This window comes from Pseudomonas sp. AS2.8 (assembly GCF_014190935.1).
Classification (GTDB): Bacteria; Pseudomonadota; Gammaproteobacteria; order Pseudomonadales; family Pseudomonadaceae; genus Chryseomonas.
Map to the genome: position 1 here is coordinate 78,501 of NZ_JACHVV010000001.1, position 22,801 is coordinate 101,301.

At 67.2% G+C, this 22,801-nt stretch carries 28 protein-coding genes; 27 read left to right on the forward strand and 1 reads right to left on the reverse strand.

Annotated features, from left to right (window positions below; translation table 11 throughout):
* Positions 1-3 precede the first annotated feature (3 nt).
* The 14 genes from FHR73_RS00345 (at position 4) to FHR73_RS00410 (ending at position 11,868) form a co-directional block, all read left to right on the forward strand.
* The gene (locus FHR73_RS00345) at positions 4-1,245 is read left to right on the forward strand and encodes a lipoprotein-releasing ABC transporter permease subunit (RefSeq protein WP_183628635.1); all 1,242 of its coding nucleotides are present in this window, start codon (positions 4-6) and stop codon (positions 1,243-1,245) included.
* A 104-nt stretch (positions 1,246-1,349) separates the two neighbouring features.
* Entirely contained in the window at positions 1,350-3,590 is a 2,241-nt protein-coding gene (locus FHR73_RS00350; RefSeq protein ID WP_183628637.1) for a DNA internalization-related competence protein ComEC/Rec2, read from the forward strand.
* 230 nt (positions 3,591-3,820) lie between these two features.
* Positions 3,821-4,456 carry a MotA/TolQ/ExbB proton channel family protein gene (locus tag FHR73_RS00355; RefSeq protein WP_183628639.1) on the forward strand — a complete coding sequence of 212 codons (636 nt, stop codon included), beginning with the start codon at positions 3,821-3,823 and terminating at the stop codon, positions 4,454-4,456.
* On the forward strand, positions 4,453-4,893 hold the full coding sequence (locus tag FHR73_RS00360; protein WP_007162404.1) for a biopolymer transporter ExbD: 441 nt from the start codon (positions 4,453-4,455) through the stop codon (positions 4,891-4,893). Before FHR73_RS00355 ends, FHR73_RS00360 begins: the two co-directional genes overlap by 4 nt.
* A complete protein-coding gene (gene lpxK / locus FHR73_RS00365; protein ID WP_183628641.1) occupies positions 4,890-5,897 on the forward strand; it encodes a tetraacyldisaccharide 4'-kinase in 1,008 nt (335 codons plus the stop codon). The genes FHR73_RS00360 and lpxK overlap by 4 nt, the downstream gene beginning before the upstream one ends.
* 14 nt (positions 5,898-5,911) lie before the next feature.
* Positions 5,912-6,097 carry a Trm112 family protein gene (locus FHR73_RS00370; RefSeq protein WP_007162406.1) on the forward strand — a complete coding sequence of 62 codons (186 nt, stop codon included), beginning with the start codon at positions 5,912-5,914 and terminating at the stop codon, positions 6,095-6,097.
* Complete coding sequence (gene kdsB, locus FHR73_RS00375; RefSeq protein ID WP_183628643.1) at positions 6,094-6,858, forward strand: 3-deoxy-manno-octulosonate cytidylyltransferase; 765 nt, start codon at positions 6,094-6,096, stop codon at positions 6,856-6,858. Before FHR73_RS00370 ends, kdsB begins: the two co-directional genes overlap by 4 nt.
* Positions 6,859-7,332, forward strand: coding sequence for a low molecular weight protein-tyrosine-phosphatase (locus FHR73_RS00380; protein WP_183628645.1), 474 nt, complete (start codon positions 6,859-6,861; stop codon positions 7,330-7,332).
* Positions 7,322-8,344, forward strand: coding sequence for a UDP-N-acetylmuramate dehydrogenase (gene murB, locus FHR73_RS00385; protein ID WP_183628647.1), 1,023 nt, complete (start codon positions 7,322-7,324; stop codon positions 8,342-8,344). The genes FHR73_RS00380 and murB overlap by 11 nt, the downstream gene beginning before the upstream one ends.
* A complete protein-coding gene (petA, locus tag FHR73_RS00390) occupies positions 8,341-8,913 on the forward strand; it encodes a ubiquinol-cytochrome c reductase iron-sulfur subunit (RefSeq protein ID WP_183628649.1) in 573 nt (190 codons plus the stop codon). Before murB ends, petA begins: the two co-directional genes overlap by 4 nt.
* The gene (locus FHR73_RS00395; protein WP_183628651.1) at positions 8,910-10,103 is read left to right on the forward strand and encodes a cytochrome bc complex cytochrome b subunit; all 1,194 of its coding nucleotides are present in this window, start codon (positions 8,910-8,912) and stop codon (positions 10,101-10,103) included. The genes petA and FHR73_RS00395 overlap by 4 nt, the downstream gene beginning before the upstream one ends.
* The gene (locus FHR73_RS00400; RefSeq protein ID WP_183628653.1) at positions 10,100-10,765 is read left to right on the forward strand and encodes a cytochrome c1; all 666 of its coding nucleotides are present in this window, start codon (positions 10,100-10,102) and stop codon (positions 10,763-10,765) included. Before FHR73_RS00395 ends, FHR73_RS00400 begins: the two co-directional genes overlap by 4 nt.
* A gap of 72 nt (positions 10,766-10,837) precedes the next feature.
* Positions 10,838-11,452, forward strand: a complete 615-nt coding sequence (locus tag FHR73_RS00405; RefSeq protein ID WP_183628656.1) for a glutathione S-transferase N-terminal domain-containing protein — start codon at positions 10,838-10,840, stop codon at positions 11,450-11,452.
* 11 nt (positions 11,453-11,463) lie between these two features.
* The gene (locus FHR73_RS00410) at positions 11,464-11,868 is read left to right on the forward strand and encodes a ClpXP protease specificity-enhancing factor (RefSeq protein ID WP_183628658.1); all 405 of its coding nucleotides are present in this window, start codon (positions 11,464-11,466) and stop codon (positions 11,866-11,868) included.
* Positions 11,869-11,962: 94 nt separating this feature from the next.
* Here FHR73_RS00410 and suhB read toward each other — a convergent pair whose 3' ends face one another.
* Positions 11,963-12,778, reverse strand: coding sequence for an inositol-phosphate phosphatase (gene suhB, locus FHR73_RS00415; RefSeq protein WP_183628660.1), 816 nt, complete (start codon positions 12,776-12,778; stop codon positions 11,963-11,965).
* Positions 12,779-12,918: 140 nt separating this feature from the next.
* Here suhB and trmJ point away from each other — a divergent pair, with 140 nt between their 5' ends.
* The 13 genes from trmJ to FHR73_RS00480 all read left to right on the forward strand — a co-directional run bounded on the left by trmJ (position 12,919) and on the right by FHR73_RS00480 (position 22,778).
* Complete coding sequence (gene trmJ / locus FHR73_RS00420; RefSeq protein WP_183628662.1) at positions 12,919-13,707, forward strand: tRNA (cytosine(32)/uridine(32)-2'-O)-methyltransferase TrmJ; 789 nt, start codon at positions 12,919-12,921, stop codon at positions 13,705-13,707.
* Between the two features lie 83 nt (positions 13,708-13,790).
* Positions 13,791-14,288: a Fe-S cluster assembly transcriptional regulator IscR gene (gene iscR, locus FHR73_RS00425; protein WP_007162417.1), complete on the forward strand. Its 498-nt coding sequence runs from the start codon at positions 13,791-13,793 to the stop codon at positions 14,286-14,288.
* A 31-nt stretch (positions 14,289-14,319) separates the two neighbouring features.
* Complete coding sequence (locus tag FHR73_RS00430) at positions 14,320-15,534, forward strand: IscS subfamily cysteine desulfurase (protein WP_183628664.1); 1,215 nt, start codon at positions 14,320-14,322, stop codon at positions 15,532-15,534.
* A gap of 29 nt (positions 15,535-15,563) precedes the next feature.
* Complete coding sequence (gene iscU, locus FHR73_RS00435) at positions 15,564-15,950, forward strand: Fe-S cluster assembly scaffold IscU (protein WP_007162419.1); 387 nt, start codon at positions 15,564-15,566, stop codon at positions 15,948-15,950.
* A 9-nt stretch (positions 15,951-15,959) separates the two neighbouring features.
* Positions 15,960-16,283 (forward strand): iron-sulfur cluster assembly protein IscA, encoded by a 324-nt coding sequence (gene iscA / locus FHR73_RS00440; RefSeq protein ID WP_007162420.1) that lies wholly within the window; start codon positions 15,960-15,962, stop codon positions 16,281-16,283.
* A gap of 8 nt (positions 16,284-16,291) precedes the next feature.
* Complete coding sequence (gene hscB, locus FHR73_RS00445) at positions 16,292-16,813, forward strand: co-chaperone HscB (RefSeq protein ID WP_183628666.1); 522 nt, start codon at positions 16,292-16,294, stop codon at positions 16,811-16,813.
* Positions 16,814-16,858: 45 nt separating this feature from the next.
* Positions 16,859-18,718 (forward strand): Fe-S protein assembly chaperone HscA, encoded by a 1,860-nt coding sequence (hscA, locus tag FHR73_RS00450; protein ID WP_183628668.1) that lies wholly within the window; start codon positions 16,859-16,861, stop codon positions 18,716-18,718.
* A gap of 7 nt (positions 18,719-18,725) precedes the next feature.
* Positions 18,726-19,064 (forward strand): ISC system 2Fe-2S type ferredoxin, encoded by a 339-nt coding sequence (fdx, locus tag FHR73_RS00455; protein ID WP_145009466.1) that lies wholly within the window; start codon positions 18,726-18,728, stop codon positions 19,062-19,064.
* An 11-nt stretch (positions 19,065-19,075) separates the two neighbouring features.
* Positions 19,076-19,276: a Fe-S cluster assembly protein IscX gene (iscX, locus tag FHR73_RS00460; protein WP_133862767.1), complete on the forward strand. Its 201-nt coding sequence runs from the start codon at positions 19,076-19,078 to the stop codon at positions 19,274-19,276.
* A 91-nt stretch (positions 19,277-19,367) separates the two neighbouring features.
* Positions 19,368-19,799, forward strand: coding sequence for a nucleoside-diphosphate kinase (gene ndk / locus FHR73_RS00465; RefSeq protein WP_007162425.1), 432 nt, complete (start codon positions 19,368-19,370; stop codon positions 19,797-19,799).
* Between the two features lie 93 nt (positions 19,800-19,892).
* Positions 19,893-21,032, forward strand: a complete 1,140-nt coding sequence (rlmN, locus tag FHR73_RS00470) for a 23S rRNA (adenine(2503)-C(2))-methyltransferase RlmN (RefSeq protein WP_183628670.1) — start codon at positions 19,893-19,895, stop codon at positions 21,030-21,032.
* 10 nt (positions 21,033-21,042) lie between these two features.
* Positions 21,043-21,813: a type IV pilus biogenesis/stability protein PilW gene (gene pilW, locus FHR73_RS00475; protein ID WP_183628672.1), complete on the forward strand. Its 771-nt coding sequence runs from the start codon at positions 21,043-21,045 to the stop codon at positions 21,811-21,813.
* A complete protein-coding gene (locus FHR73_RS00480) occupies positions 21,810-22,778 on the forward strand; it encodes a helix-turn-helix domain-containing protein (protein ID WP_183628674.1) in 969 nt (322 codons plus the stop codon). The genes pilW and FHR73_RS00480 overlap by 4 nt, the downstream gene beginning before the upstream one ends.
* The last annotated feature ends 23 nt before the right edge of the window (positions 22,779-22,801 follow it).

Consider the following 22,801-nt stretch of genomic DNA (forward strand, 5'->3'; position numbering starts at 1 on the left):
GCCATGTTCAGACCGCTTTCGCTGTTCATCGGCCTGAGATACACCCGCGCCAAGCGGCGCAAGTCGTTCATCTCCTTCTTCTCGCTGGTCTCCATGTTCGGCCTCGCGCTGGGCGTCTTGGCCATGATCCTGGTGCTGTCGGTAATGAACGGCTTCCAGGAAGAAATGCGCGGCCGCATCCTCGGCATGGTGCCCCATGCCTTCATCAGCGCGGCCCAGCCGCTGGACGACTGGCGCCCGCTGGCGGCCAAGGCCGAGCAGCAGCCCCATGTGCTGGCGGCGGTGCCCTATACCCAGTTGCAGGGCATGCTCTCGGTACGGGGCCGCATGCAGCCGCTGCTGGTGGACGGCATCGATCCGGCCCAGGAAAAGCGCGTGTCCATCGTCGGCGAGCGCATGACCCAGGGCAGTCTCGACGCCCTCAAGCCCGGCGAATTCGGCATCGTGCTGGGCGAGATCGCCGCGCGGCGTTTTCAGCTGGAGCTGGGCAGCCAGGTCACGGTGATCATCCCCGAGGTGGGCGCCACCGGCAGCATCACCCCGCGGCTGCGGCGCTTCACCGTGGTCGGCACCTTCAAGGTTGGCGCCGAACTGGATGCCTCCCTGGCGCTGATCAACGTCGCCGATGCCGCCCCGCTCAAGGGCTGGCAGCCGGGCCAGGTGGAAAGCATCCGCCTGGCGCTGGACGATCTGTTCCAGGCGCCGCGCATCTCCCGCGAGGTGGCCAAGGCCCTCGGCGACGGCTACCAGGCGCGCGACTGGACGATCTCCCAGGGCAGCCTGTTCCAGGCGATGCAGATGGAAAAGACCATGATCGGCCTGCTGCTGCTGCTGATCGTCGCCGTGGCCGCCTTCAACATCATCGCCACCCTGATCATGGTGGTGGCCGACAAGAAGGCCGACATCGCCATCCTGCGCACCCTGGGCGCCACGCCCGGGCAGATCATGGCGGTGTTCATGGTGCAGGGCACGGTGATCGGCCTGGTCGGTACCCTGATCGGCGGCGTGCTGGGCGTCATCGCGGCGCTCAACGTCAGCAGCTGGATCGCCGCCCTGGAACGCCTGGTCGGCCACAAGCTGTTTGGCGGCGACATGTACTTCATCAGCAACCTGCCGTCGCGGCTGGAGCTGGAAGACGTGGTGCTGATCGCCGTGGCCGCCCTGAGCATGAGTTTCCTGGCGACCCTCTATCCCGCCTGGCGCGCCTCGCGCACCTCTCCGGCCGAAGCCCTGCGCTACGACTGATCTCCTGCCGGGCCAGGTGGCGCCATGCCCCTGGCCCTGCGGCGTCCAAACTGCTCTAATCCGCGCTTCTGAAGCCCTTTCGGCTCTCCACGGATGGAGTCCTGATGCGCGCCGCGCTGCTGTCCTTCGCCCTGGGCGTGCTGCTCCTGCGCGCCTTCGCCACACTGCCGTCGCTATCCCTGCTGGCGGCCCTCGCGGCGGTCGCCCTGGTGTTGCTGTTCACCCGCTTCCTGGTTCTCGGGGCCTTCGGGCTGGGCCTGGCCTGGGCGCTGCTCAATGGTCACTGGGCGCTGGACGATCGCCTGGATCCGACGCTGGAGCAGCGGGTGCTGTGGATCGACGGCGAGATCAGCGGGCTGCCCACGCTGGACGCCGACTCGGTGGGTTTCGTGCTCGCCGGGGCAACCAGCCGCCGCGCGCTGCAGCTGCCGGCGCGGATCCGCCTGAGCTGGCACGGAGGGCCGCGCCCACTGGCCGGCGAACGCTGGCGCCTGGCCGCGGAGCTGCGCGGCCCCGCGGGTCTGGTCAACCCCCTCGGGCAGGATCGCGAAGCCTGGCTGCTGGCCCAGGGCATAGGCGCCACCGGCAGCGTCGAGGATGGCCAGCGCCTGGCCGCCGCCAGTGGCCTGGCGACCTGGCGCGACGGCATCCGGCAATACCTGCAGACGCGGGATCCGGCGGGGCAGGGCGGCCTGCTCGCCGCCCTGGTGGTGGGCGACGGCTCGGGCATCACCGATGCCCAGTGGCAGCTGTTCCAGGACACCGGCACCGTGCACCTGATGGTCATCTCCGGGCAGCATATCGGGCTGATCGCCCTGGGCGTCTATGCCGGGGTGGTCCTCCTGGCGCGCCGGGGCCTCTGGCCGCGCCAACTGCCCTGGCGCCTGTCCGCGGCGGTGCTGACCATCGCCACCGCGCTGGGCTACGGACTGCTGGCCGGCTTCGAGGTGCCGGTGCAGCGGGCCTGCGTCATGGTCACCCTGGGCCTGCTCTGGCAACTCGGGCGCCAGCAGGTACGGCTGGCGGACGCCGTCCTGCTGGCCCTGGCACTGGTCTTGGCCGCCAATCCCCTGGTCAGTCTGCTGCCCGGGTTCTGGCTGTCCTTTGGCGCCGTGCTGTTGCTGCTGTGGAGCTTTGCCGGCCGCCTGGGCCGACTGCCCTGGTGGCTCACCCTCGGGCGCGCCCAGTGGTGCATGGCGGTGGGACTGGCGCCGCTGCTCCTGGCGCTGGGCCTGCCGCTGAGTCCGAGCGGCCCGCTGGCCAATGCCCTGGCCGTGCCGCTGATGGACCTGGCCATCGTGCCGCTGGCGCTGGCGGGGACCCTGCTGTCCCTGCTCTGGTCGCCGCTGGGGACTCCGGCCTTGCTGCTGGCGGGTGGCTTGCTGCAGGGACTGCTCTGGCTGCTGGGCGGGCTGGCGCACCTGGCTGCGGCCTGGCAGCCGGTCCTCGCGCCCGCCTGGGCGCTGTGGCTGGCGGGGCTGGGAGCGCTGCTGGCGCTGCTGCCCGCGGGTGTGCCGCTGCGCGGCTTTGGCGCGCTGCTGATGCTGCCGGGGCTGTTTCCCCCACCGCCGGTACCCGCGGCGGGGCTGGCGCGGATCACCGTGCTGGACGTGGGGCAGGGCCTATCCGTGCTGGTGCGTACCCGTGACCATGCGCTGCTCTACGATGCCGGTCCGCGCCAGGGCAGCTACGACGCCGGCGCCCGGGTCGTCCTGCCCAACCTGAAGGCCGTCGGCATCGGCGCCCTGGATGTCATGCTGCTCAGTCATGCCGATGCCGACCACGCCGGCGGTGCGCCGGCCGTGGCCAGGGGACTGCCTCCGGGTCAGGTGCTCAGTGGCGAGGCGGGTCGGCTCACGCCGGAATTGCATGCCCGGGACTGCACGGATGGAGCCGAGTGGCGCTGGAACGAGGTCGTCTTCACCACCTGGTGGCACCCCGCGGCGGATTCCAATGCGTCCTCCTGCGTGCTCAGCGTCGCGGCGAGGGGCGAGCGCCTGCTGCTGACCGGCGATATCGATGCCCGCCGTGAAGCGGAACTGGTGGCCAGCGGGGTGCCGCTGGCGGCGGAGTGGCTGGTCGCTCCGCACCATGGCAGTCGCAGTGGTTCCAGCGCCGCCTTCATCGACGCCGTCCAGCCGCGCGGCGCACTGATTTCCCGGGGGCTGAACAACCGCTACGGCCATCCCCATCCCCAGGTACTGGCGCGCTATCGCGAGCGCGGCGTGCTGCCCTACGACACCGCCGAGCTGGGCGCCCTGAGCTGGACCCTCGGGCGCTGGGAGGTACCGCACGGGCAGCGCCAGGTGCGGCATTGGTGGCGGATCCCACCGCCGACACCCTGATAGCCTATTCAAAGGCTGCTGCGCGTCGGCCAAACCGCGTTGAAAAGACCCTGGTTCGCCAGCCCCACCTAGGCGGCCCCGTCGCAATGCTCATTTACCCTTCGTAAACCCGTGCGCGGGTCCGATCCGCTTCCTCAGGTCTTTCGCCTTCTCCAGCTCGCGAGCCCTTGAACAGGCTCTCCGGCGTTCGTGCTAGAGTGGCCGCATTTTGCGGCAGGGGTAACGGTCTCGTGTTCGAAATGGTCAAAGCTGGCGGCTGGATGATGCTGCCGATCATCCTCAGTTCCATCCTGGCCACGGCCATCATCGCCGAGCGGCTGTGGACCCTGAGGCGCAGCCGGGTCGCACCGCCAACGCTGCTCGCGCAGGTCTGGCGCTGGATCCAGGACAAGCAGCTCAATGCCGAGCGGCTGCGCGGATTGCGCGCCGGGTCGCCCCTGGGCGACATCCTCGCCGCGGGCCTGACCAACTCCCGTCATGGCCGCGACATCATGAAGGAAGCCATCGAGGAAGCCGGCAGCCGCGTGGTGCACGACCTCGAGCGCTATCTCAACACCCTCGGCAGCATCGCCGCCCTGGCGCCCCTGATGGGCCTGCTCGGCACGGTGTTCGGCATGATCGACATCTTCAGCGCCTTCATGAACGACGGCATGGCCAATGCGCCCATCCTCGCCGGCGGCATCTCCAAGGCCCTGGTCACCACCGCCACCGGCCTGCTGGTGGCGATTCCTGCGGTGTTCTTCCATCGCTATCTGCTGCGCCGGGTCGATGAGCTGGTGGTGGGCATGGAGCAGGAGGCGGTCAAGCTGGTGGACATTCTTCACGGCGATCGCGAGGTGGACGTCCGCGAAGGAGCCCCGGCGTGAAATTCCGTCGTCGCGCCGGGGGCGCCGCTCGCGAAGAGGTCTATATCAACCTGGCCTCCTTCATCGACGTCATCTTCGTCCTGCTGCTGTTCTTCGTGGTGACCGCGACCTTCAGCAAGCCCAGCCAGCTGAAGATCGAACTGCCCGAGGCCGACAGCGCCGCGGCGGCCGCCAACCAGGGCAAGATCCTGGAAATCAGCATCACCGCCGAAGGCCAGATGGCATTGAACGGCCAGACCCTGGCGCGCAACGACCTGACCGGCCTGACCACCGCGCTGCAGCGGGAATCCGGCGGTGACAACAGCCTGCCGCTGGTGATCACCGCCGATGGCCGCGCCACCCACCAGGCGGTGGTCATGGCCATGGACGCCGCCGGCAAGCTGGGCTTCAGCCAGCTGCGCATCACCACCCTCGAGGCCCAGGCGAAACGGCCGTGAGCCTGGGCGAGCGCCTGGTCCGCGCCTGGTACCAGGGGCATCCGGCCCTGGGTCTGCTGGCGCCGCTCGAAGCCCTCTATCGCCAGGTCGCCCGGCGCAAGCGCCAGCGTTTCCTGACGGGGCAGGGCAGCATCCATCGCGCTCCGGTGCCGGTCATCGTGGTGGGCAATCTCACCGTGGGCGGTACCGGCAAGACGCCCATGATCCTCTGGCTGATCGGCCACCTGCGTGCGCGTGGACTGAGGGTCGGGGTGGTCAGCCGTGGCTATGGCGCGACGCCGCCGAGTCTGCCCTGGCGGGTACGGGCGACCGACACCGCCGCCGTCGCCGGCGACGAGCCGCTGCTGATCGTGCAGCGTACCGGGGTCGCCCTGGTCACGGATCCCGATCGTGGTCGCGCCGTCGAGCGCCTGCTCGCCGAGGAGCGGCTCGATGTCATCCTCAGCGACGACGGCCTGCAGCACTATCGCCTGGCCCGTGACCTGGAGCTGGTGATGGTCGATGCGGCGCGCGGCTTCGGCAATGGCCGCTGCCTGCCGGCCGGCCCCCTGCGCGAACCCCTGGAGCGCCTGGCCGAGGTGGACGCCGTGATCCACAACGGCGCCGCGGTCGATCCTGCTGACGGCTTCGGCCTGACCCTGCAGCCCAGCGCCCTGGTCAATCTGCGCAGCGGCGAGCCGCGACCGCTGGATTTCTTTCCCCCGGGCCAGCGCCTGCACGCCCTGGCCGGCATCGGCAACCCCGGCCGTTTCTTCGCTACCCTCGAAGGACTACACTGGCAGCCGTTGCCCCATGCCTTCGCCGATCACGCCACCTACAGCGCCGCGGAGCTGGCCTTCACGCCGGCGCTGCCGCTGGTGATGACCGAGAAGGACGCGGTCAAGTGCCGCTCCTTCGCCGCCGCCGACTGGTGGTACCTGGCGGTGGACGCCCAGCCCTCGGCCGCCTTCGTCGCCTGGCTGGATGGGCGTCTCGACCGACTCCTGCCCGAACACTCTCACTGACGGAATCTTCGCCCATGGATCTCAAGCTGCTGGACATCCTCGCCTGCCCCCTGACCAAGAGCCCGCTGATCCTGAGCGACGACAAGACCGAGCTCATCAGCAAGGCCGCCGGCCTGGCCTTTCCGATTCGCGACGGCATCCCGGTGATGCTGGAAAGCGAGGCGCGCATCATCACCACGGATGAGCGTCTGGACAAATGAGCACCGCCTTCACCGTCGTCATCCCGGCGCGACTGGCCAGCACCCGGCTGCCCAACAAGCCGCTGCTCGACATCGCCGGCAAGCCGATGATCCAGCACGTCTGGGAGCAGGCGCGCCGCAGCGGCGCCGAGCAGGTGGTGGTGGCGACCGATCACGACGACATCCTGCGCGCCTGCGAAGGCTTTGGCGCCCGGGTCCTGCTGACCCGCGCCGACCATGCCTCGGGCACCGATCGCCTGGCCGAGGTGGCCGAATTGCTCGGCCTCGCCGATGACGCCATGGTGGTCAACGTCCAGGGCGACGAGCCGCTGATTCCACCGGCGGTGATCGATCAGGTGGCGGGCAATCTCGCCGCCCATCCCGAAGCCGGGGTGGCCACCCTGGCCGAGCCGATCAGTGACGTCGACAGCCTGTTCAATCCCAATGTGGTCAAGGTGAGCACCGATGTGAACGGCCTGGCGCTGACCTTCAGCCGGGCGCCGCTGCCCTGGGCGCGCAATGCCTTTGCCGCTGATCGCGCGCAGCTGCCCCAGGGCTTTCCCTATCGGCGCCACATCGGCATCTATGCCTATCGTGCCGGCTTCCTCGCTGATTTCGTCAGCTGGGGTCCCTGCGCCCTGGAAGAGACCGAAGCCCTGGAGCAACTGCGCGCCCTCTGGCACGGCGTGCGCATCCATGTCGCCGACGCCCTGGAAGCGCCCCAGGCCGGCGTGGATACCCTGGAAGACCTCGAGCGCGTCAGACGCCTGCTGGGAGCCTAGATGACCCTGCGCATCCTGTTCGTCTGCATGGGCAACATCTGCCGCTCGCCCACCGCCGAAGGCATCCTCCGGGCCAAGCTGGACGCCGCCGGCCTGGCCGGGGCGGTGGAGCTGGACTCGGCCGGCACCGGCGACTGGCATGTCGGCAAGGCGCCGGATTCCCGTGCCATCCAGGCCGCGGCCGGTCGCGGCTATGACATCGGCGACCTGCGCGCGCGCCAGGTCGCGGAGGACGATTTCCAGCGCTTCGACCTGATCCTGGCCATGGACCAGGACAACCTCGCCTGGCTGGAGCAGCTGCGTCCGGGCGAGGGCGCGGTGCCCGAACTCTTCCTGGCGCGCCAGGGCCTGGCGGTGGACGAGGTGCCCGATCCCTATTACGGCGGTGCAGCCGGCTTCGAGCGGGTCCTCGACCTGCTGGAAAGCGCCTGCGATGGCCTGGTCGCCGAGGTGGCTGCCCGTCATGGTCGCTGAGCTGCAACAGCAGGTCCCGCTGCAGGGGCTCAATACCTTCGGCCTGGTGGCGCAAGCCGACCGCTATCTGGAAGCCGCCAGTGACGTCGAGGTCCGCGAGGCCCTGGTGCTGGCCCGGCAGCTGGGCGTGCCCCTGCGGGTGCTGGGCGGTGGCAGCAACTTGGTCCTGCCCGAGCGGGTCGAGGGCCTGGTAGTGCGGCTGACCTCGCGCGGCATCCGCCTGCTGGCGGAGGAGGGTGAGGCCCTGCTGGTGGAAGCCGAAGCCGGCGAGCCCTGGCACCCCTTCGTCATGGCCACCCTGGCCAACGGCTGGTACGGCCTGGAAAATCTCAGCCTGATCCCGGGCACCGTGGGCGCCTCGCCGATCCAGAACATCGGCGCCTATGGCGTCGAATTGAAGGACAGATGCGCCGGCGTCACGGCGCTCGATCGCCACAGCGGTGAGATCCACGACCTCAGCCCGGCCGCTTGCGCCTTCGCCTACCGCGAGAGTCGCTTCAAGGCCGAGGCCGGGCGCTGGATCGTGCTGCGGGTGCGTTTCCACCTCAGTCGTCAGCCGCAGCTGGTGCTGGACTATGGTCCGGTACGCCAGGCCCTGACCGAGGCGGGCGTCACGCAGCCAACGCCCGAAGCCGTCAGCGCGGCCATCTGCAGCATTCGCCGGAGCAAACTGCCCGACCCGGCGGTGCTGGGCAATGCCGGCAGCTTCTTCAAGAATCCGGTGGTGACCGCCGCCGAAGCCAAAGCGCTGCATGAGCGCCATCCGAGGCTGCCGACCTATCCGCAGGCCGATGGCAGCGTCAAGCTGGCCGCCGGCTGGCTGATCGACCAGGCCGGCTGGCGCGGTCATCGCGATGGCGCCGTGGGGGTGCATGCCGCCCAGGCGCTGGTGCTGGTCAACTTTGGTGGCGCCCGCAGTCGCGACGTCCTGGCCCTGGCCGAGCGCATCCGCGCCTCGGTGCGCGAGCGCTTCGGCGTGACACTGGAGATGGAGCCGGGAAGCCTGACGTGACCGACGATGCCCCCGATGCCCAACGCCGCCGCCTGCTGATCGCCACCACCTCCGCCGTCGGCGGCCTGGGACTGGTGGCGGGTAGCGTGCCCTTCGTCTGCGCCCTGCGGCCCAGTCGTTCGGCGGAGGTCGCGGCGGCGCCGGTCGAGGTGGATCTCCAGGCCCTGCGCGAAGGCGAGCAACTCACGGTGCAATGGCGCGGCCAGCCGGTCTGCGTCCTGCGGCGCAGCGCCGCGGACCAGGCGCAACTGCTGACCGACGAGGCCGGGCTCGCCGATCCGCTTTCCAAGGAATCCCTTCAGCCGCCCTACGTCGATCCGCGCCTGAGATCGCGGCGGCCGGACATCTTCGTGGTCACCGCTATCTGCACCCACCTGGGCTGTATTCCCTCGCTGGACACCGCAACCACGAACCAAGGCTATCTCTGTCCCTGCCATGGCTCCCGGTTCGATCTGGCTGGCCGGGTCTATCGCGACCAGCCAGCGCCACTGAATCTGGCCGTGCCTCCCTATCACTTCAAAGGCGAGAACCTGGTGGTCATCGGCAGTGACGGGGAGGGGATAACGTGAAGGAAGGTGAGCACGACTGGCTCGAGCGACGCCTGCCGCTACGCGCCTTCTGGCGCCGGCACTTCAGTGACTACCGGGTGCCGCGCAATCTCAACGTCTTCTACCTGTTCGGCTCGCTGCTGATCTTCATCCTGGCGCTGCAGGTGCTGACCGGACTCTGGCTGCTGTTCGGCTATGAACCCACCGTGAAGGGCGCCTTCGCCTCGGTGCAGCTGTTCATGCGCGAGGTGCCCTTCGGCTGGCTGATCCGCTACCTGCACGCGGTGGGCGCCTCGGCGCTGTTCGTCTGCCTCTACCTGCACATGCTGCGCGGCCTGCTCTATGGCTCCTATCGGGCGCCGCGCGAGCTGGTCTGGAGCTTTGGCGTGCTGCTCTACCTGCTCCTGCTGGCCCAGGCCTTTTTCGGCTATCTGCTGCCCTGGGGCCAGCTCTCCTACTGGGGCGCCCAGGTATCCCTGAGCGCGATCGAGGCGCTGCCCCTGGTGGGCCCGACCCTGGCCGATCTGCTGCGCGGTGGGGTGGTGCCGTCCGATGCCACCCTGCGACGCTTCCAGGCCCTGCATGTGGTCGGGCTGCCGCTGCTGATCCTCACGCTGGTGAGCCTGCACGTCGTCGCCCTGCGCCAGACCGGCTCGAACAATCCCGAGGGCGATGAGCGCGAGGTCAGCGGCGTCGCCGGGGTGCCTTTTCACCCCTATCTGACGCTCAAGGACCTCTGTGGCCTGGCGGTCTTCCTGCTGGTGTTTCTCGCCGTGGTGCTACTGGCGCCGGACCTGGGCGGGCTGGTGCTGGAACCGGCCAACCAGCAGCCGGCCGATCCGCTGGTGACCCCCGCGCACATCGCCCCGCCCTGGTACCTGGCGCCCTTCTATGCGCTGCTGCGGGCGGTGCCGAGCAAGGCCGGCGGCCTCGGCCTGGCGGCCCTGGCCATCGCCCTGCTGTTCGTGCTGCCCTGGCTGGATCGCAGCGCGGTCCGCTCGGTCCGCCACAAGGCCTGGCCGGCGCGACTGGGGCTGTACCTGGCCTGCCTGGCCTTTGTCGCTCTGGGAATTCTGGGCGTGGTCGCGCTGACCGATGGGCGCCTGTTGCTGGCGCGCCTGGCCGCGGGTGTCTATTTCATCGGCCTGCTGGGCATGCCCTGGTATAGCCGGCTGGGTCGTCCGCGTGCGCCAGCGGAGTCCCGGTCATGAGTCGCGTCCTGTTGCTGGGCCTGCTTTTGCTGTGCAGCGGTCTGGCCGTCGGCACCGAAGGCGATCCCCGGGCGGGAGCCATCAGCTTCGGCCGCTATTGCCTGGCCTGCCATGGCCAGGAGTACCAGCGCTTCGACCGGGTCGCCGCCGATCTCCACCTGGACCTTGCCAGCTGGGCGCCCGGACGCACCGCCAGCGCGCCCATGCTCGGCCTGCTCAAGCCCGAGGATGCCCGGCGAGCCTTTGGCAGCGTGCCGCCGGATCTCACCCTGATCGCCGCGGTGCGTGGCGAGGCCTGGTTGCGCGCCTTCCTGCAGGAATTCTATGTGGCACCCGGGCGGCCGCTCGGGGTCGACAACCTCAGGGCGCCCGGCACTCGCATGCCCGACGTCCTGGCCGCCCTGCGCGGCCGCCAGGTGCGCGACTGCGACGCAGGGCGCTGCGTGCTGCGTCTGGAACCCGGCAGCGGTGCCCAGACGCCCGAGCAATTCGCGCGCACCGTCGACGATCTGGTCGCCTACCTCGGCTATTCGGCCGCGCCCGAGCGCAGCCTGGCCTGGCGCCTCGCGCCCTGGGTGCTGGGTTATCTGGTGCTGTTCGCCGTCCTGGCCTTCTGGCTCAAACGCGAATTCTGGCGGCGATTGCCCGACAGTGAGCGATGAGGCTAGGTCTCGGGCGGCAAGGTGCGAGATAATCCCGCCTTTGCAGCTTCGCCCCCAACGGGGGAGGGACCCATGGGCGCCATAACCCGCCTGACCTGTTTCCATGATCCCGAGGATCACTACAGCCACCGGATCCGTCTGATCCTGGCGGAAAAGAACGTCGAGTGCGAGCTGATCGCCGTGCGCCGTGGCGAATGTCCGCGGCAGCTGGCCGAGCACAATCCCTATGGCACCGTGCCGACGCTGATGGATCGCGACCTGGTGCTCTATGGCACCGAGGTGCTCATGGAGTACCTCGAGGAACGCTATCCGCATCCACCCCTGTTGCCGGCCTATCCGGTCACCCGCGGCCAGTCGCGGCTGCTGATGCACCGCATCGGGCGCGACTGGTGCACCCTGGCGGACGCCATCCTGCAGGCGGCGCCGGGCGCCGACCTCGCCGCCGCGCGCAAGGAATTGCGCGAGAGCCTGACCGGCGTGGCGCCGATCTTCGCGGAAAAACCCTTTTTCCTGAGCGACGACTTTTCCCTGGTGGACTGTTGCCTGCTCCCCCTCCTGTGGCGACTGCCGCGCCTGGGCATCGAATTGCCCCGGGCCGCCAAGCCGCTGCAGGACTACATGGATCGCATGTTCGCGCGCGACAGTTTCCGATCCAGCCTTTCGGTCACCGAGCGTGAGATGCGCTAGAGGAGAACCCCATGAATTCCAGTCGCCCCTACCTGGTCCGCGCGCTCTACGAGTGGATCGTGGACAACGACTGCACACCGCACCTGCTGGTCAATGCCGACTACGCCGAGGTGCGCGTGCCGCCGGGCTATGCCAACGACGGCCAGATCGTGCTGAACGCCTCGCCCAGTGCCGTGCGTGACCTGCACATGGACAACGAAGCCGTGAGCTTCAACGGTCGCTTCGGTGGCGTGGCCTACAACCTCTATGTTCCGATCGGCGCCATCCTGGCCATTTATGCCCGCGAGAACGGCCAGGGCATGGTCTTCGACAGCGAGCCCACCCCGCCGGATGACCAGGGTCCCGACAACGGCGGCAGCAAGCCCGAGGCGCCCAAGCCGGCACCGGCGCGGCCGAGTCTGAAAGTGGTCAAGTGAACCCGGCCGGCCTGCCGCGGAGTCTCTCCGCGGCAGGCAAGAAAAAGCCCCTGTCGGCATGGCCGATAGGGGCTTTTTCGTAAGCCAGGCGGACTCAGCGCTTGAGCGAAGCCGGCAGGTGCGGCTGGATCTGCGTCAGCAGGCCGCGGAAGCACTTGGGGTTGCCGGCGACGATGTGGCCCTTCTCGAGGAAGTCGTGGCCACCATTGAAGTCACCGATCAGGCCACCGGCTTCCTGCACCAGCAGGGCGCCTGCGGCCATGTCCCACTCCGACAGGCCCATTTCCCAGAAGGCGTCGAAGCGACCGGAGGCGACATAGGCCAGGTCCAGCGCGGCGGAACCGGCGCGGCGGATGCCGGCGGTCTGGCCGATCAGGCTGCGGAACATGCCCAGGTAGTTGTCCAGGTGATCAACGTCATTGGCGCGGAAGGGGAAGCCAGTGCCCAGCAGGGCGCCTTCCAGGCTGCGCCGATTGGTGACGCGGATGCGCCGGCCGTTCAGGGCGGCACCGCGGCCACGGCTGGCGGTGAATTCTTCCTGGCGCACCGGATCCAGGACCACGGCGTGTTCCAGGCGGCCCTTGTACTTGCAGGCGATGCTGACCGAGAAGTGCGGGACGCCACGGATGAAGTTGGTGGTGCCGTCCAGCGGGTCGACGATCCAGACGTAGTCGGCGCCTTCGCCTTCGCCCGCCAGGTAGCCGGATTCCTCACCGTGGAAACCGTGGGTGGGGTAGGCCTTGCGCAGGGTGGCGAGGATGGTCTGCTCGGCGGCCCGGTCGACTTCGGAGACGAAGTCGTTGGCGCCTTTTTCATCGACGGCGATCACGTCCAGGCGCTCAATCGAACGGAAGATCAGTTCACCGGCGCTGCGGGCCGCGCGCAGTGCGATGTTCAGCATGGGCTGCATGGATAAATCACCTGGGTTGTATAAGGAAAGCCGGCAATGATAGCAGACTTCGCGGCGCTGGAAGGGGTATTCGTGGCAAGCGGGCGCGTGTGGGCGTAGTATACGGCGCCGATTTCCCGCGTCCGCTCGAGGATAGCCATGTGCTGAACAACATCCGCGTCGTTCTGGTCAATACCAGCCATCCCGGCAATATCGGCGGTGCCGCCCGGGCAATGAAGAACATGGGCCTGTCGCGCCTCTATCTGGTCGATCCCGAGGACTTTCCCAGCGGCGAGGCCAATGCCCGTGCCTCCGGGGCCAACGACGTGCTCGAGGCCGCCATCGTCGTCGACACCCTGGAAGAAGCCCTGACCGGCTGCAGCCTGGTGCTGGGCACCAGTGCCCGCGATCGCCGTATCCCCTGGCCGCTGCTCGATCCGCGCGAATGCGCCACCACCTCCCTGGCCCAGGTGGAGCAGGGCGGCGAGGTGGCCCTGGTATTCGGTCGCGAATACGCCGGCCTGACCAACGAGGAGTTGCAGCGCTGCCACTACCACGTGCACATCCCCTCGGATCCGGCGTTCGGCTCGCTCAACCTCGCCGCGGCGGTCCAGGTGCTGGTGTACGAGGTGCGCATGGCCTGGCTCGCGGCGCAGAACCAGCCGACCAAGATGAACAAGGTCGAAGCCACCGCCATGCTCAACACCCAGCCGGTGACGGTGGAAGAGCTGGAACTCTACTACCAGCACCTGGAAGAGACCCTGGTGGAGATCGGCTTCCTCGACCCGGCCAAGCCGCGCCACCTGATGAGTCGTCTGCGCCGCCTCTATGGCCGGGCCGGCATCAGCAAGCTGGAGATGAACATCCTGCGCGGCATCCTAACCGAAACCCAGAAGGCCGCCCGTGGCGAATCCCATCCGCGGACTATCCCCCCGATAGATAATGCCTGAGTGATTTGGTCGGTTTTAAAGTTGACCTTTTTTGTCGGGAATCCGATAATCGAGGCATCCGATGCAACCCGCTCGAGTTCGTCATGAGACTGACCACCAAAGGCCGCTATGCCGTAACCGCCATGCTCGACCTGGCGCTGCACGCCCAGCGGGGCCCGGTTTCGCTGGCCGACATTTCCGAGCGGCAGGGCATTTCGCTGTCCTATCTGGAGCAGCTGTTTGCCCGGCTGCGCCGCGGCTCGCTGGTCAACAGCGTGCGCGGTCCGGGTGGCGGCTATCAGCTGGCGCGCGACATGGGCGGTATCCATGTGGCCCAGGTGATCGACGCCGTCAACGAATCCGTGGATGCCACCCGCTGCCAGGGCAGTGGGGGTTGTCACCAGGGTGACACCTGCCTGACCCACCACCTCTGGTGCGACCTGAGCGATCAGATCCACACCTTTCTCAGTGGCATCACCCTGGCCGACCTGGTCGCCCGCAACGAGATCCAGCAGGTTGCCAAGCGTCAGGACACCAAGGCCTGTGCCAGCAAGCAATCGCCCTTGGCGGTCGAAAAAATCGAAGCGTCCACCATCGACTGAGCAGAGACGCCCGTCTGATTAGGAGTAACCGATGAAATTGCCGATCTACCTAGACTATTCCGCCACCACGCCCGTCGATCCGCGCGTCGCTCAGAAGATGAGCGAGTGCCTGCTGGTGGACGGCAACTTTGGCAACCCCGCATCGCGCTCCCACCTGTTCGGCTGGAAGGCCGAGGAAGCCGTGGAAAACGCCCGTCGTCAGGTGGCCGAGCTGGTCAACGCCGACCCGCGCGAGATCGTCTGGACCTCCGGTGCCACCGAGTCCGACAACCTGGCCATCAAGGGCGCCGCGCACTTCTATCAGAACAAGGGCAAGCACCTGATCACCTCCAAGATCGAGCACAAGGCGGTGTTGGACACCACCCGCCAGCTCGAGCGCGAAGGCTTCGAGGTCACCTATCTCGAGCCGGGCGAAGACGGCCTGATCACCCCCGAGATGATCGAGGCGGCCCTGCGTGACGACACCACCCTGGTGTCCATCATGCACGTCAACAACGAGATCGGTACCGTCAACGACATCGCCGCCATCGGCGAGCTGACCCGCTCCCGCGGCGTGCTCTTCCACGTCGACGCCGCCCAGTCTACCGGCAAGGTCGAGATCGATCTGGAAAAGCTCAAGGTCGACATGATGTCCTTCTCGGCGCACAAGACCTACGGTCCCAAGGGCATTGGCGCCCTCTACGTCCGCCGCAAGCCGCGCGTGCGTATCGAGGCCCAGACCCATGGCGGCGGTCACGAGCGTGGCATGCGTTCGGGCACCCTGGCGACCCACCAGATCGTCGGCATGGGCGAAGCCTTCCGTATCGCCAAGGAAGAGATGGTCCAGGAAAATGCCCGCATCAAGGCCCTGAGCGATCGCTTCTACCGTCAGTTCGAAGGCCTGGAAGAGGTCTACCTGAACGGCAGCCTGATCCATCGGGTGCCGCACAACCTGAATCTGAGCTTCAACTACGTCGAAGGCGAGTCGCTGATCATGGCGCTCAAGGACCTGGCGGTCTCGTCCGGTTCGGCCTGTACCTCGGCGTCCCTGGAGCCGTCCTATGTCCTGCGCGCCCTGGGCCGCAACGACGAACTGGCGCACAGCTCCATCCGCTTCACCTTCGGTCGCTTCACCACCGAAGAAGACGTCGACTATGCCGCGAGCAAGGTCACCGAAGCCGTCAACAAGTTGCGTGAATTGTCTCCGCTGTGGGACATGTTCAAAGAAGGCGTAGACCTGAGTCAGGTCGAGTGGCAAGCCCACTGACCCACCCCCTGATGAGTGAGGATTGAACCATGGCATACAGTGAAAAGGTCATCGACCACTACGAAAATCCGCGCAACGTCGGCAAGTTCGACGCGGCCGATCCGGATGTCGGCACCGGCATGGTCGGCGCTCCCGCGTGCGGCGACGTGATGCGCCTGCAGATCAAGGTCAACGAGCAGGGCATCATCGAAGATGCCAAGTTCAAGACCTACGGCTGTGGCTCCGCCATCGCTTCCAGCTCCCTGGCCACCGAGTGGATGAAGGGCAAGAGCATCGAGGAAGCGGCGTCGATCAAGAACAGCATGATCGCCGAAGAACTGGCCCTGCCGCCGGTGAAGATCCACTGCTCGGTACTCGCCGAAGACGCCATCAAGGCGGCGGTCAGCGACTACAAGCAGAAGAAAGGCCTGCTCTAAGGAGGAACCATGGCGATCAGCATGACCGAGTCCGCCGCCCGCCACGTGCAGCGTTCCCTCGACGGACGCGGCAAGGGGGAGGGCATCCGCCTGGGCGTTCGTACCACGGGCTGCTCGGGACTGGCCTACGTGCTCGAGTTCGTCGATGAATTCGCGGCCGAGGACCAGGTGTTCGAAAGCCATGGCGTCAAGGTCATCATCGACCCCAAGAGCCTGGTCTACCTGGACGGCACCGAGCTGGATTTCGTGCGTGAAGGCCTCAACGAGGGCTTCAAGTTCAACAATCCCAACGTGCGTGGCGAGTGTGGCTGCGGCGAAAGCTTCAACATCTGAGGCCGGCCATGGGTAAGCCCTGTCACTTCGCGCTGTTCGAGATCAGGCCCGCCTTCGAGATCGACCAGCCGGGTCTGGCCGCGCGCTATCGCGATCTGGCCCGCACGGTCCATCCGGATCGGTTCGCCGATGCGCCGGAGCGTGAGCGGCGCCAGGCGCTGGAGCGCTCGGCCGAGCTCAACGAGGCCTATCACGTGCTGCGCGCCCCGTCGCGCCGCGCGCGCTATCTGCTGGAGCTCGAAGGGCACGAGATGCCGCTCGAAGCGACCATCCAGGACACCGACTTCCTCATGCAGCAATTGCAGTGGCGCGAGGAGTTGGAAGACCTGCAGGACGCGGGCGACAGCGCGGGCATTCCCGCCTTTCGCCAGCGCCTCAAGGATGCGCAGCGCGACATCGAGCAGGCCTTCGCCGCGATCTGGCAGGATTCCGCCCAGCGCGAGTCTGCCGAGCGCCTGGTCCGTCGCATGCAGTTTCTCGACAAGCTGGCCAGCGAAATCCGCCAGCTCGAAGAGCGTCTGGACGATTAATCACAGGTGTCGCTCAGGCACCGACAACCATAAGCCGACTAGCCAATGGCTCTATTGCAGATAGCCGAACCCGGAATGGCGCCCAAGCCGCACCAGCGCAAGCTGGCGGTGGGTATCGATCTGGGCACCACCAATTCCCTCGTGGCCGCCGTCCGCAGTGGCGTGGCCGAGACCCTGCCCGATCTGCAGGGCGAGGTGATCCTGCCGTCCGCCGTGCGCTATGGCGCCGCTGGCGTGGAAGTGGGAGCGGGCGCCAAGGCCGCTGCCGCCCAGGATCCCTTCAACACCATCCTTTCCGTCAAGCGCCTCATGGGGCGCGGCATCGCCGACGTCAAGCAGCTGGGCGAGCAGTTGCCCTATCGCTTCGTCGCCGGTGAATCGGAAATGCCCTTCATCGATACCGCTGCCGGGCGCAAGAGTCCGGTGGAGGTCTCCGCCGACATCCTGCGGGTGCTGCGCGAGCGGGCCGAGGCCACCCTGGGTGGCGAACTGGTCGGCGCGGTCATCACCGTGCCGGCCTACTTCGACGATGCCCAGCGCCAGGCCACCAAGGACGCCGCCCGCTTCGCCGGCCTGAACGTCCTGCGCCTGCTCAACGAGCCTACCGCGGCCGCCGTGGCCTATGGCCTGGACCGGGGCGAGGAGGGCGTGGTCGCCATCTACGACCTGGGTGGCGGCACCTTCGACATCTCCATCCTGCGCCTGACCCGTGGCGTCTTCGAGGTCATGGCCACCGGTGGCGACAGCGCCCTGGGTGGCGACGACTTCGATCACGCCATCGCCGGCTGGATCGTCCAGCAGGCCGGGCTGTCCAGCGATCTGGATCCGGGCACCCAGCGACGCCTGCTGCAGAGCGCCTGCGCCGCCAAGGAAGCCCTGTCGGCCGCCGAGCGCGTCGAGGTCAGTCACGGCGACTGGTCGGGCGTGCTGGACCGCAGCACCTTCCAGGAACTGATCGCGCCGCTGGTTGCGCGCAGCCTCAAGGCCTGCCGCCGTGCCCTGCGCGATGCGGAAGTGGAGCCGGCGGACATCGCCGCCGTGGTCATGGTCGGCGGTTCGACCCGCGTGCCCTATGTCCGTGAAGCCGTGGGCGAGCTGTTCGACTGCACCCCGCTCACCGACATCGATCCGGATCGCGTGGTCGCCATCGGTGCCGCGCTGCAGGCCGATTCCCTGGCCGGCAATCGTGCCGGCGAGGAATTGCTGCTGCTGGACGTCATCCCGCTGTCCCTGGGACTCGAGACCATGGGCGGCCTGATGGAAAAGATCATTCCGCGCAACACCACCATCCCGGTGGCGCGAGGCCAGGACTTCACCACCTATCGCGACGGCCAGACCGCCATGCTGGTGCATGTGCTGCAGGGCGAGCGCGAACTGGTCAAGGACGCCCGCTCCCTGGCGCGCTTCGAGCTGCGTGGCTTTCCGCCCATGGTCGCCGGGGCCGCCAAGATCCGCGTCACCTTCCAGGTCGATGCCGACGGCCTGCTCGGCGTCAGCGCCCGCGAGCTGTCCAGCGGCGTGGAAGCCAGCGTCCAGGTCAAGCCGTCCTACGGCCTGACCGATGGCGAGATCGCCAACATGCTGCAGGACTCCTTCCGCCATGCCGGTGACGACATGCAGGCCCGCGCGCTGCGCGAGCAGCAGGTCGAGGCCCGGCGGCTGATCGAGGCGGTCACCGCCGCGCTGGCCGCCGATGGCGAGCGCCTGCTGGACGCCGAGGAGCGTCAGGTGATCGACCTGGAAATCGGCCGGCTGGCCGAGCTGCTGGACGCCACCGACCTCCAGGCGCTCGAAGACCAGACCAAGCGTCTTTCTCACGTAACCGATGCCTTCGCCGCCCGGCGGATGAACGCCTCGGTCAAGGCGGCCCTGGCGGGTCGTCGTCTCAACGATATCGAGGAGTAGTTCCATCATGCCGCAGATCACCCTGCTGCCCCACGCCGAGCACTGCCCCGAGGGCGCGGTCTTCGAAGCCAGCGAAGGCGAAACCATCATCGCCGCGGCCATGCGCAACGGCATCGACATTGAGCACGCCTGCGAGATGTCCTGTGCCTGCACCACCTGCCACGTGGTCATTCAGGAAGGCTTCGACTCCCTCGAGCCGTCCGATGAACTCGAAGACGACATGCTGGACAAGGCCTGGGGTCTGGAGATGCGTTCGCGCCTGTCCTGCCAGGCGGTAGTAGGCAGCGAAGACCTGGTGGTGGAGATTCCCCGCTACACCATCAACCAGGTTTCCGAAGGTCACTGAGGACAGCTGTCATGGCACTGAAATGGACCGATGTGCTGGATATCGCCATCGAACTCAACGACACCCATCCCGACGTGGATCCGCGCTACGTGAATTTCGTCAAGTTGCGCAACTGGGTCGTGGAGCTGCCGGAGTTCGACGACGATCCCCAGCGGGGTGGCGAGAAGGTGCTGGAGGCCATCCAGGCCGCCTGGATCGAAGAGTCCGCCTGACGCATCGCCCGTACCGCGCTACGCTTTTCACCGGGACCCGCGTATAATCCGCGGGTTTCGTTTTTGCTCTATTCCCACATTCGGAGTTCACATGTCTGTTCAACGTACCCTGTCGATCATCAAGCCCGATGCCGTATCCAAGAATGTCGTCGGTGAGATCGTCACCCGCTTCGAGAAGGCTGGCCTGCGCGTCGTCGCTGCCAAGATGGTCCAGCTGTCCGAGCGCGAAGCCGGTGGCTTCTACGCCGAACACAAAGAGCGTCCCTTCTTCAAGGATCTGGTCTCCTTCATGACCTCCGGTCCGGTCGTGGTCCAGGTGCTGGAAGGCGACAACGCCATCGCCAAGAACCGTGAGCTGATGGGCGCCACCGATCCCAAGAAAGCCGACGCCGGTACCATCCGTGCCGACTTCGCCGTCTCCATCGACGAGAACGCCGTCCACGGTTCGGACTCCGAAGCGTCCGCCGCTCGCGAGATCTCCTACTTCTTCGCAGCCACCGAAGTCTGCGAGCGCATCCGCTGAGGATGAGCGCTGGCCAGGGAAGCGGCCAGCCCGCCTTCCTGGCACCGCCCGCGCCCCGCGCGGGCTTCAAACAGATTTCGTCGAGGTGATCCCATGACCACAGCCACCGATAAGGTCAATCTGCTGGGCCTGACCCAGCCGCAACTCGAGTCGTTCTTCGAGTCCATCGGGGAGAAGCGCTTTCGCGCCGGCCAGGTCATGAAGTGGATCCATCACTTCGGCATCGATGATTTCGACGCCATGAGCAACCTGGGCAAGGCGCTCAAGGAAAAGCTCAAGGCCGCCGCGGAAATCCGTGGCCCCGAGATCGTCAGCGAGGACATCTCCCGCGATGGCACCCGCAAGTGGGTGATCCGCGTCGCCTCCGGCAGCTGCGTCGAGACCGTCTACATCCCGCAGAACGGCCGCGGCACCCTTTGCGTGTCGTCCCAGGCCGGTTGCGCGCTGGACTGCAGCTTCTGCTCCACCGGCAAGCAGGGCTTCAACAGCAACCTCACCGCCGCCGAGGTGATCGGCCAGGTGTGGATCGCCAACAAGTCCTTTGGCAGCGTGCCCGCCAAGATCGACCGTGCCATCACCAACGTGGTGATGATGGGCATGGGCGAGCCCCTGCTGAACTTCGACAACGTCGTCGCCGCCATGCGCATCATGATGGACGACCTCGGCTACGGCATCTCCAAGCGCAAGGTCACCCTGTCCACCTCGGGCGTGGTGCCGATGATCGAGGAGCTGGCCAAGCACATCGACGTCTCCCTGGCGCTGTCGCTGCACGCGCCCAACGACGAGTTGCGCAACGAGCTGGTGCCGATCAACCGCAAGTATCCCCTGGCCATGCTGCTCGACGCCTGCCAGAGGTACATCGGCCAGCTGGGCGAGAAGCGCGTCCTGACCATCGAGTACACCCTGCTCAAGGACGTCAACGACCTGCCCGAGCACGCCCTGCAGATGATCGAGCTGCTGCGCAACGTGCCTTGCAAGATCAACCTGATTCCCTTCAATCCCTTTCCGCACTCCGGCTACGAGCGGCCGAGCAAGAACGCCACCCGCCGTTTCCAGGAGCTGCTGCAGCAGGCCGGTTTCAACGTCACGGTGCGCACCACCCGCGGTGACGACATCGACGCCGCCTGTGGCCAGCTGGTGGGGCAGGTCATGGACCGTACCCGCCGCAGCCAGCGCTATATCGCCGTTCGCCAGCTCGACGGTGCCGAAACTGTAACGCCGCTCCAGGGCTGAGGGCGCGACCATGGCGATCACGCGCTTTGCAGCTGTCGCGCTCGCCCTGGTGGTCGGTGGCCTCGCCGGCTGCGTGACCGAGGGTGATCGCAACCCCATGGATACCCGCCAGGGACGGATGCAGGCCCGTGATGCCTACATCCAGCTCGGCCTCGGCTATGTCCAGCAGGGCAACACCGAGCAGGCCAAGGTGCCGCTGAAGAAGGCCCTGGAGCTGGATTCGTCGAGTGCCGACGCCCATGCCGCGCTCGGACTGGTGTTCCAGGCCCAGGGCGAGACCGACCTGGCCGATCAGGAATACCGCCTGGCCCTGCGCGAGCGGCCCCACGATGCCCGCATCCTCAACAACTACGGCAGCTTCCTCTATGAGCAGGGGCGCTACAAGGATGCCTACGAACGCTTCACCCAGGCCGCCGAGGACAGCCTCTATCCGGAGCGAGCCCGGGTGTTCGAGAATCTCGGCCTGACCGCCCTGCGACTCAATCAGGTCGACTTGGGCAAGGAAAATCTGGAAAAATCCCTGCGGCTGGATCGCAATCAGCCCAGGGCCCTGTTCGAATTGGCTCAATTGGCCTACCAGACGCGCGATTACGTGCCGTCCCGGAGCTATTACCAGGCCTTCAGCCAGCTAAGCCCCCAGGATGCCCGCAGCCTGCTGCTCGGGATCCGTCTTGCCGAGGTGTTCAATGATCGCAACACCGCCGCGAGTTATGCCCTGCAGCTGAAGCGCCTCTACCCGAACTCACCTGAATATCGTCAACTTCAGTCGGAGCAGAAATGACCGCAGTGCAATCCGAAGCGGTACACGCCGGACGGGGCAATCCCGGTGAGATCTTGCGGCAGAAGCGGCTGGCGCTTGGCTGGAGCCAGGCCCAGGTCGCCCAGAATCTCAATCTCAGCGAGCGCATCATCGAGCAGCTCGAATCCGGCAACTATCAGCAGATGCCGGGACACACCTTTGCCCGCGGCTACACCAAGGCCTACGGCAAGCTGCTCGGCCTGGACCAGGTCGAGCTGGTGCGTACCTTCGACGGCTACACCGGCACCGATGCCAAGGGCAGCACCGTGCACAGCCTGGGGCGTCTCGACGAGCCGGTGCGGCTGTCGCGCAATGTCCTGAGATTCGTCAGTTTCATCCTGGTGGTGCTGATCATCGCCATGGGCCTGTTCTGGTGGCAGGAGCGCAGTCGCCAGGCCTCCAGCGCCAGTGCCGTGAGCATGGAGCATGTCGAGGTCGAGGGCGCCGACGGCAAGACCGAGATCCATCCGATCGACGAGCCGGAAGAACAGCCCCCGGTCGCCGCCCAGCAGCCGGCCACCAGCGTGCCTTCCCCGGTGGGCACGCCGACGCCGGATGCCAACGCCGTCGCCGCCATGACCGCTCCCACCGCCGCGCCCACCCCGGCCCCGGCAACGGGTTCGACTCCGTCGACCTCGACGGCGCCCGCCGCAGCGGCGCCTGCCGCGCCAGCCAGCGTGGCGCCCGTCGCCGGCAGCGACAGCCTCAACATCCGTTTCACCGCCAGTTGCTGGACGCAGGTCAGCGACGGTACCGGCAAGATCCTTTTCAGCGGCGTGAAGAAGGGCGGCGAGAGCCTCGAATACGCTTCGATCAAGGCGCCGGTGAACATCCGTCTCGGCTTCGCCCGCGGGGCCCAGATCTCCTACAACGGTCAGGTCGTCGACCTCGCGCCCTACACCAAGGGCGAGACCGCCCGCATCAAACTCGGTCAGGCCGGACAATGACGTCCGGCGACCCCATGGGAAAC

What these genes read in the sequence shown, in the direction of transcription:
- FHR73_RS00345 (WP_183628635.1), top strand. Translation starts at nt 4, where the DNA reads ATGTTCAGACCGCTTTCGCTGTTCATCGGCCTGAGATACACCCGCGCC.
- FHR73_RS00350 (WP_183628637.1), top strand. Translation starts at nt 1,350, where the DNA reads ATGCGCGCCGCGCTGCTGTCCTTCGCCCTGGGCGTGCTGCTCCTGCGC.
- FHR73_RS00370 (WP_007162406.1), top strand. Translation starts at nt 5,912, where the DNA reads ATGGATCTCAAGCTGCTGGACATCCTCGCCTGCCCCCTGACCAAGAGC.
- kdsB (WP_183628643.1), top strand. Translation starts at nt 6,094, where the DNA reads ATGAGCACCGCCTTCACCGTCGTCATCCCGGCGCGACTGGCCAGCACC.
- FHR73_RS00380 (WP_183628645.1), top strand. Translation starts at nt 6,859, where the DNA reads ATGACCCTGCGCATCCTGTTCGTCTGCATGGGCAACATCTGCCGCTCG.
- murB (WP_183628647.1), top strand. Translation starts at nt 7,322, where the DNA reads ATGGTCGCTGAGCTGCAACAGCAGGTCCCGCTGCAGGGGCTCAATACC.
- FHR73_RS00400 (WP_183628653.1), top strand. Translation starts at nt 10,100, where the DNA reads ATGAGTCGCGTCCTGTTGCTGGGCCTGCTTTTGCTGTGCAGCGGTCTG.
- FHR73_RS00405 (WP_183628656.1), top strand. Translation starts at nt 10,838, where the DNA reads ATGGGCGCCATAACCCGCCTGACCTGTTTCCATGATCCCGAGGATCAC.
- FHR73_RS00410 (WP_183628658.1), top strand. Translation starts at nt 11,464, where the DNA reads ATGAATTCCAGTCGCCCCTACCTGGTCCGCGCGCTCTACGAGTGGATC.
- suhB (WP_183628660.1), bottom strand. Translation starts at nt 12,778, where the DNA reads ATGCAGCCCATGCTGAACATCGCACTGCGCGCGGCCCGCAGCGCCGGT.
- iscR (WP_007162417.1), top strand. Translation starts at nt 13,791, where the DNA reads ATGAGACTGACCACCAAAGGCCGCTATGCCGTAACCGCCATGCTCGAC.
- FHR73_RS00430 (WP_183628664.1), top strand. Translation starts at nt 14,320, where the DNA reads ATGAAATTGCCGATCTACCTAGACTATTCCGCCACCACGCCCGTCGAT.
- iscU (WP_007162419.1), top strand. Translation starts at nt 15,564, where the DNA reads ATGGCATACAGTGAAAAGGTCATCGACCACTACGAAAATCCGCGCAAC.
- iscA (WP_007162420.1), top strand. Translation starts at nt 15,960, where the DNA reads ATGGCGATCAGCATGACCGAGTCCGCCGCCCGCCACGTGCAGCGTTCC.
- hscB (WP_183628666.1), top strand. Translation starts at nt 16,292, where the DNA reads ATGGGTAAGCCCTGTCACTTCGCGCTGTTCGAGATCAGGCCCGCCTTC.
- hscA (WP_183628668.1), top strand. Translation starts at nt 16,859, where the DNA reads ATGGCTCTATTGCAGATAGCCGAACCCGGAATGGCGCCCAAGCCGCAC.
- fdx (WP_145009466.1), top strand. Translation starts at nt 18,726, where the DNA reads ATGCCGCAGATCACCCTGCTGCCCCACGCCGAGCACTGCCCCGAGGGC.
- iscX (WP_133862767.1), top strand. Translation starts at nt 19,076, where the DNA reads ATGGCACTGAAATGGACCGATGTGCTGGATATCGCCATCGAACTCAAC.
- ndk (WP_007162425.1), top strand. Translation starts at nt 19,368, where the DNA reads ATGTCTGTTCAACGTACCCTGTCGATCATCAAGCCCGATGCCGTATCC.
- rlmN (WP_183628670.1), top strand. Translation starts at nt 19,893, where the DNA reads ATGACCACAGCCACCGATAAGGTCAATCTGCTGGGCCTGACCCAGCCG.
- pilW (WP_183628672.1), top strand. Translation starts at nt 21,043, where the DNA reads ATGGCGATCACGCGCTTTGCAGCTGTCGCGCTCGCCCTGGTGGTCGGT.
- FHR73_RS00480 (WP_183628674.1), top strand. Translation starts at nt 21,810, where the DNA reads ATGACCGCAGTGCAATCCGAAGCGGTACACGCCGGACGGGGCAATCCC.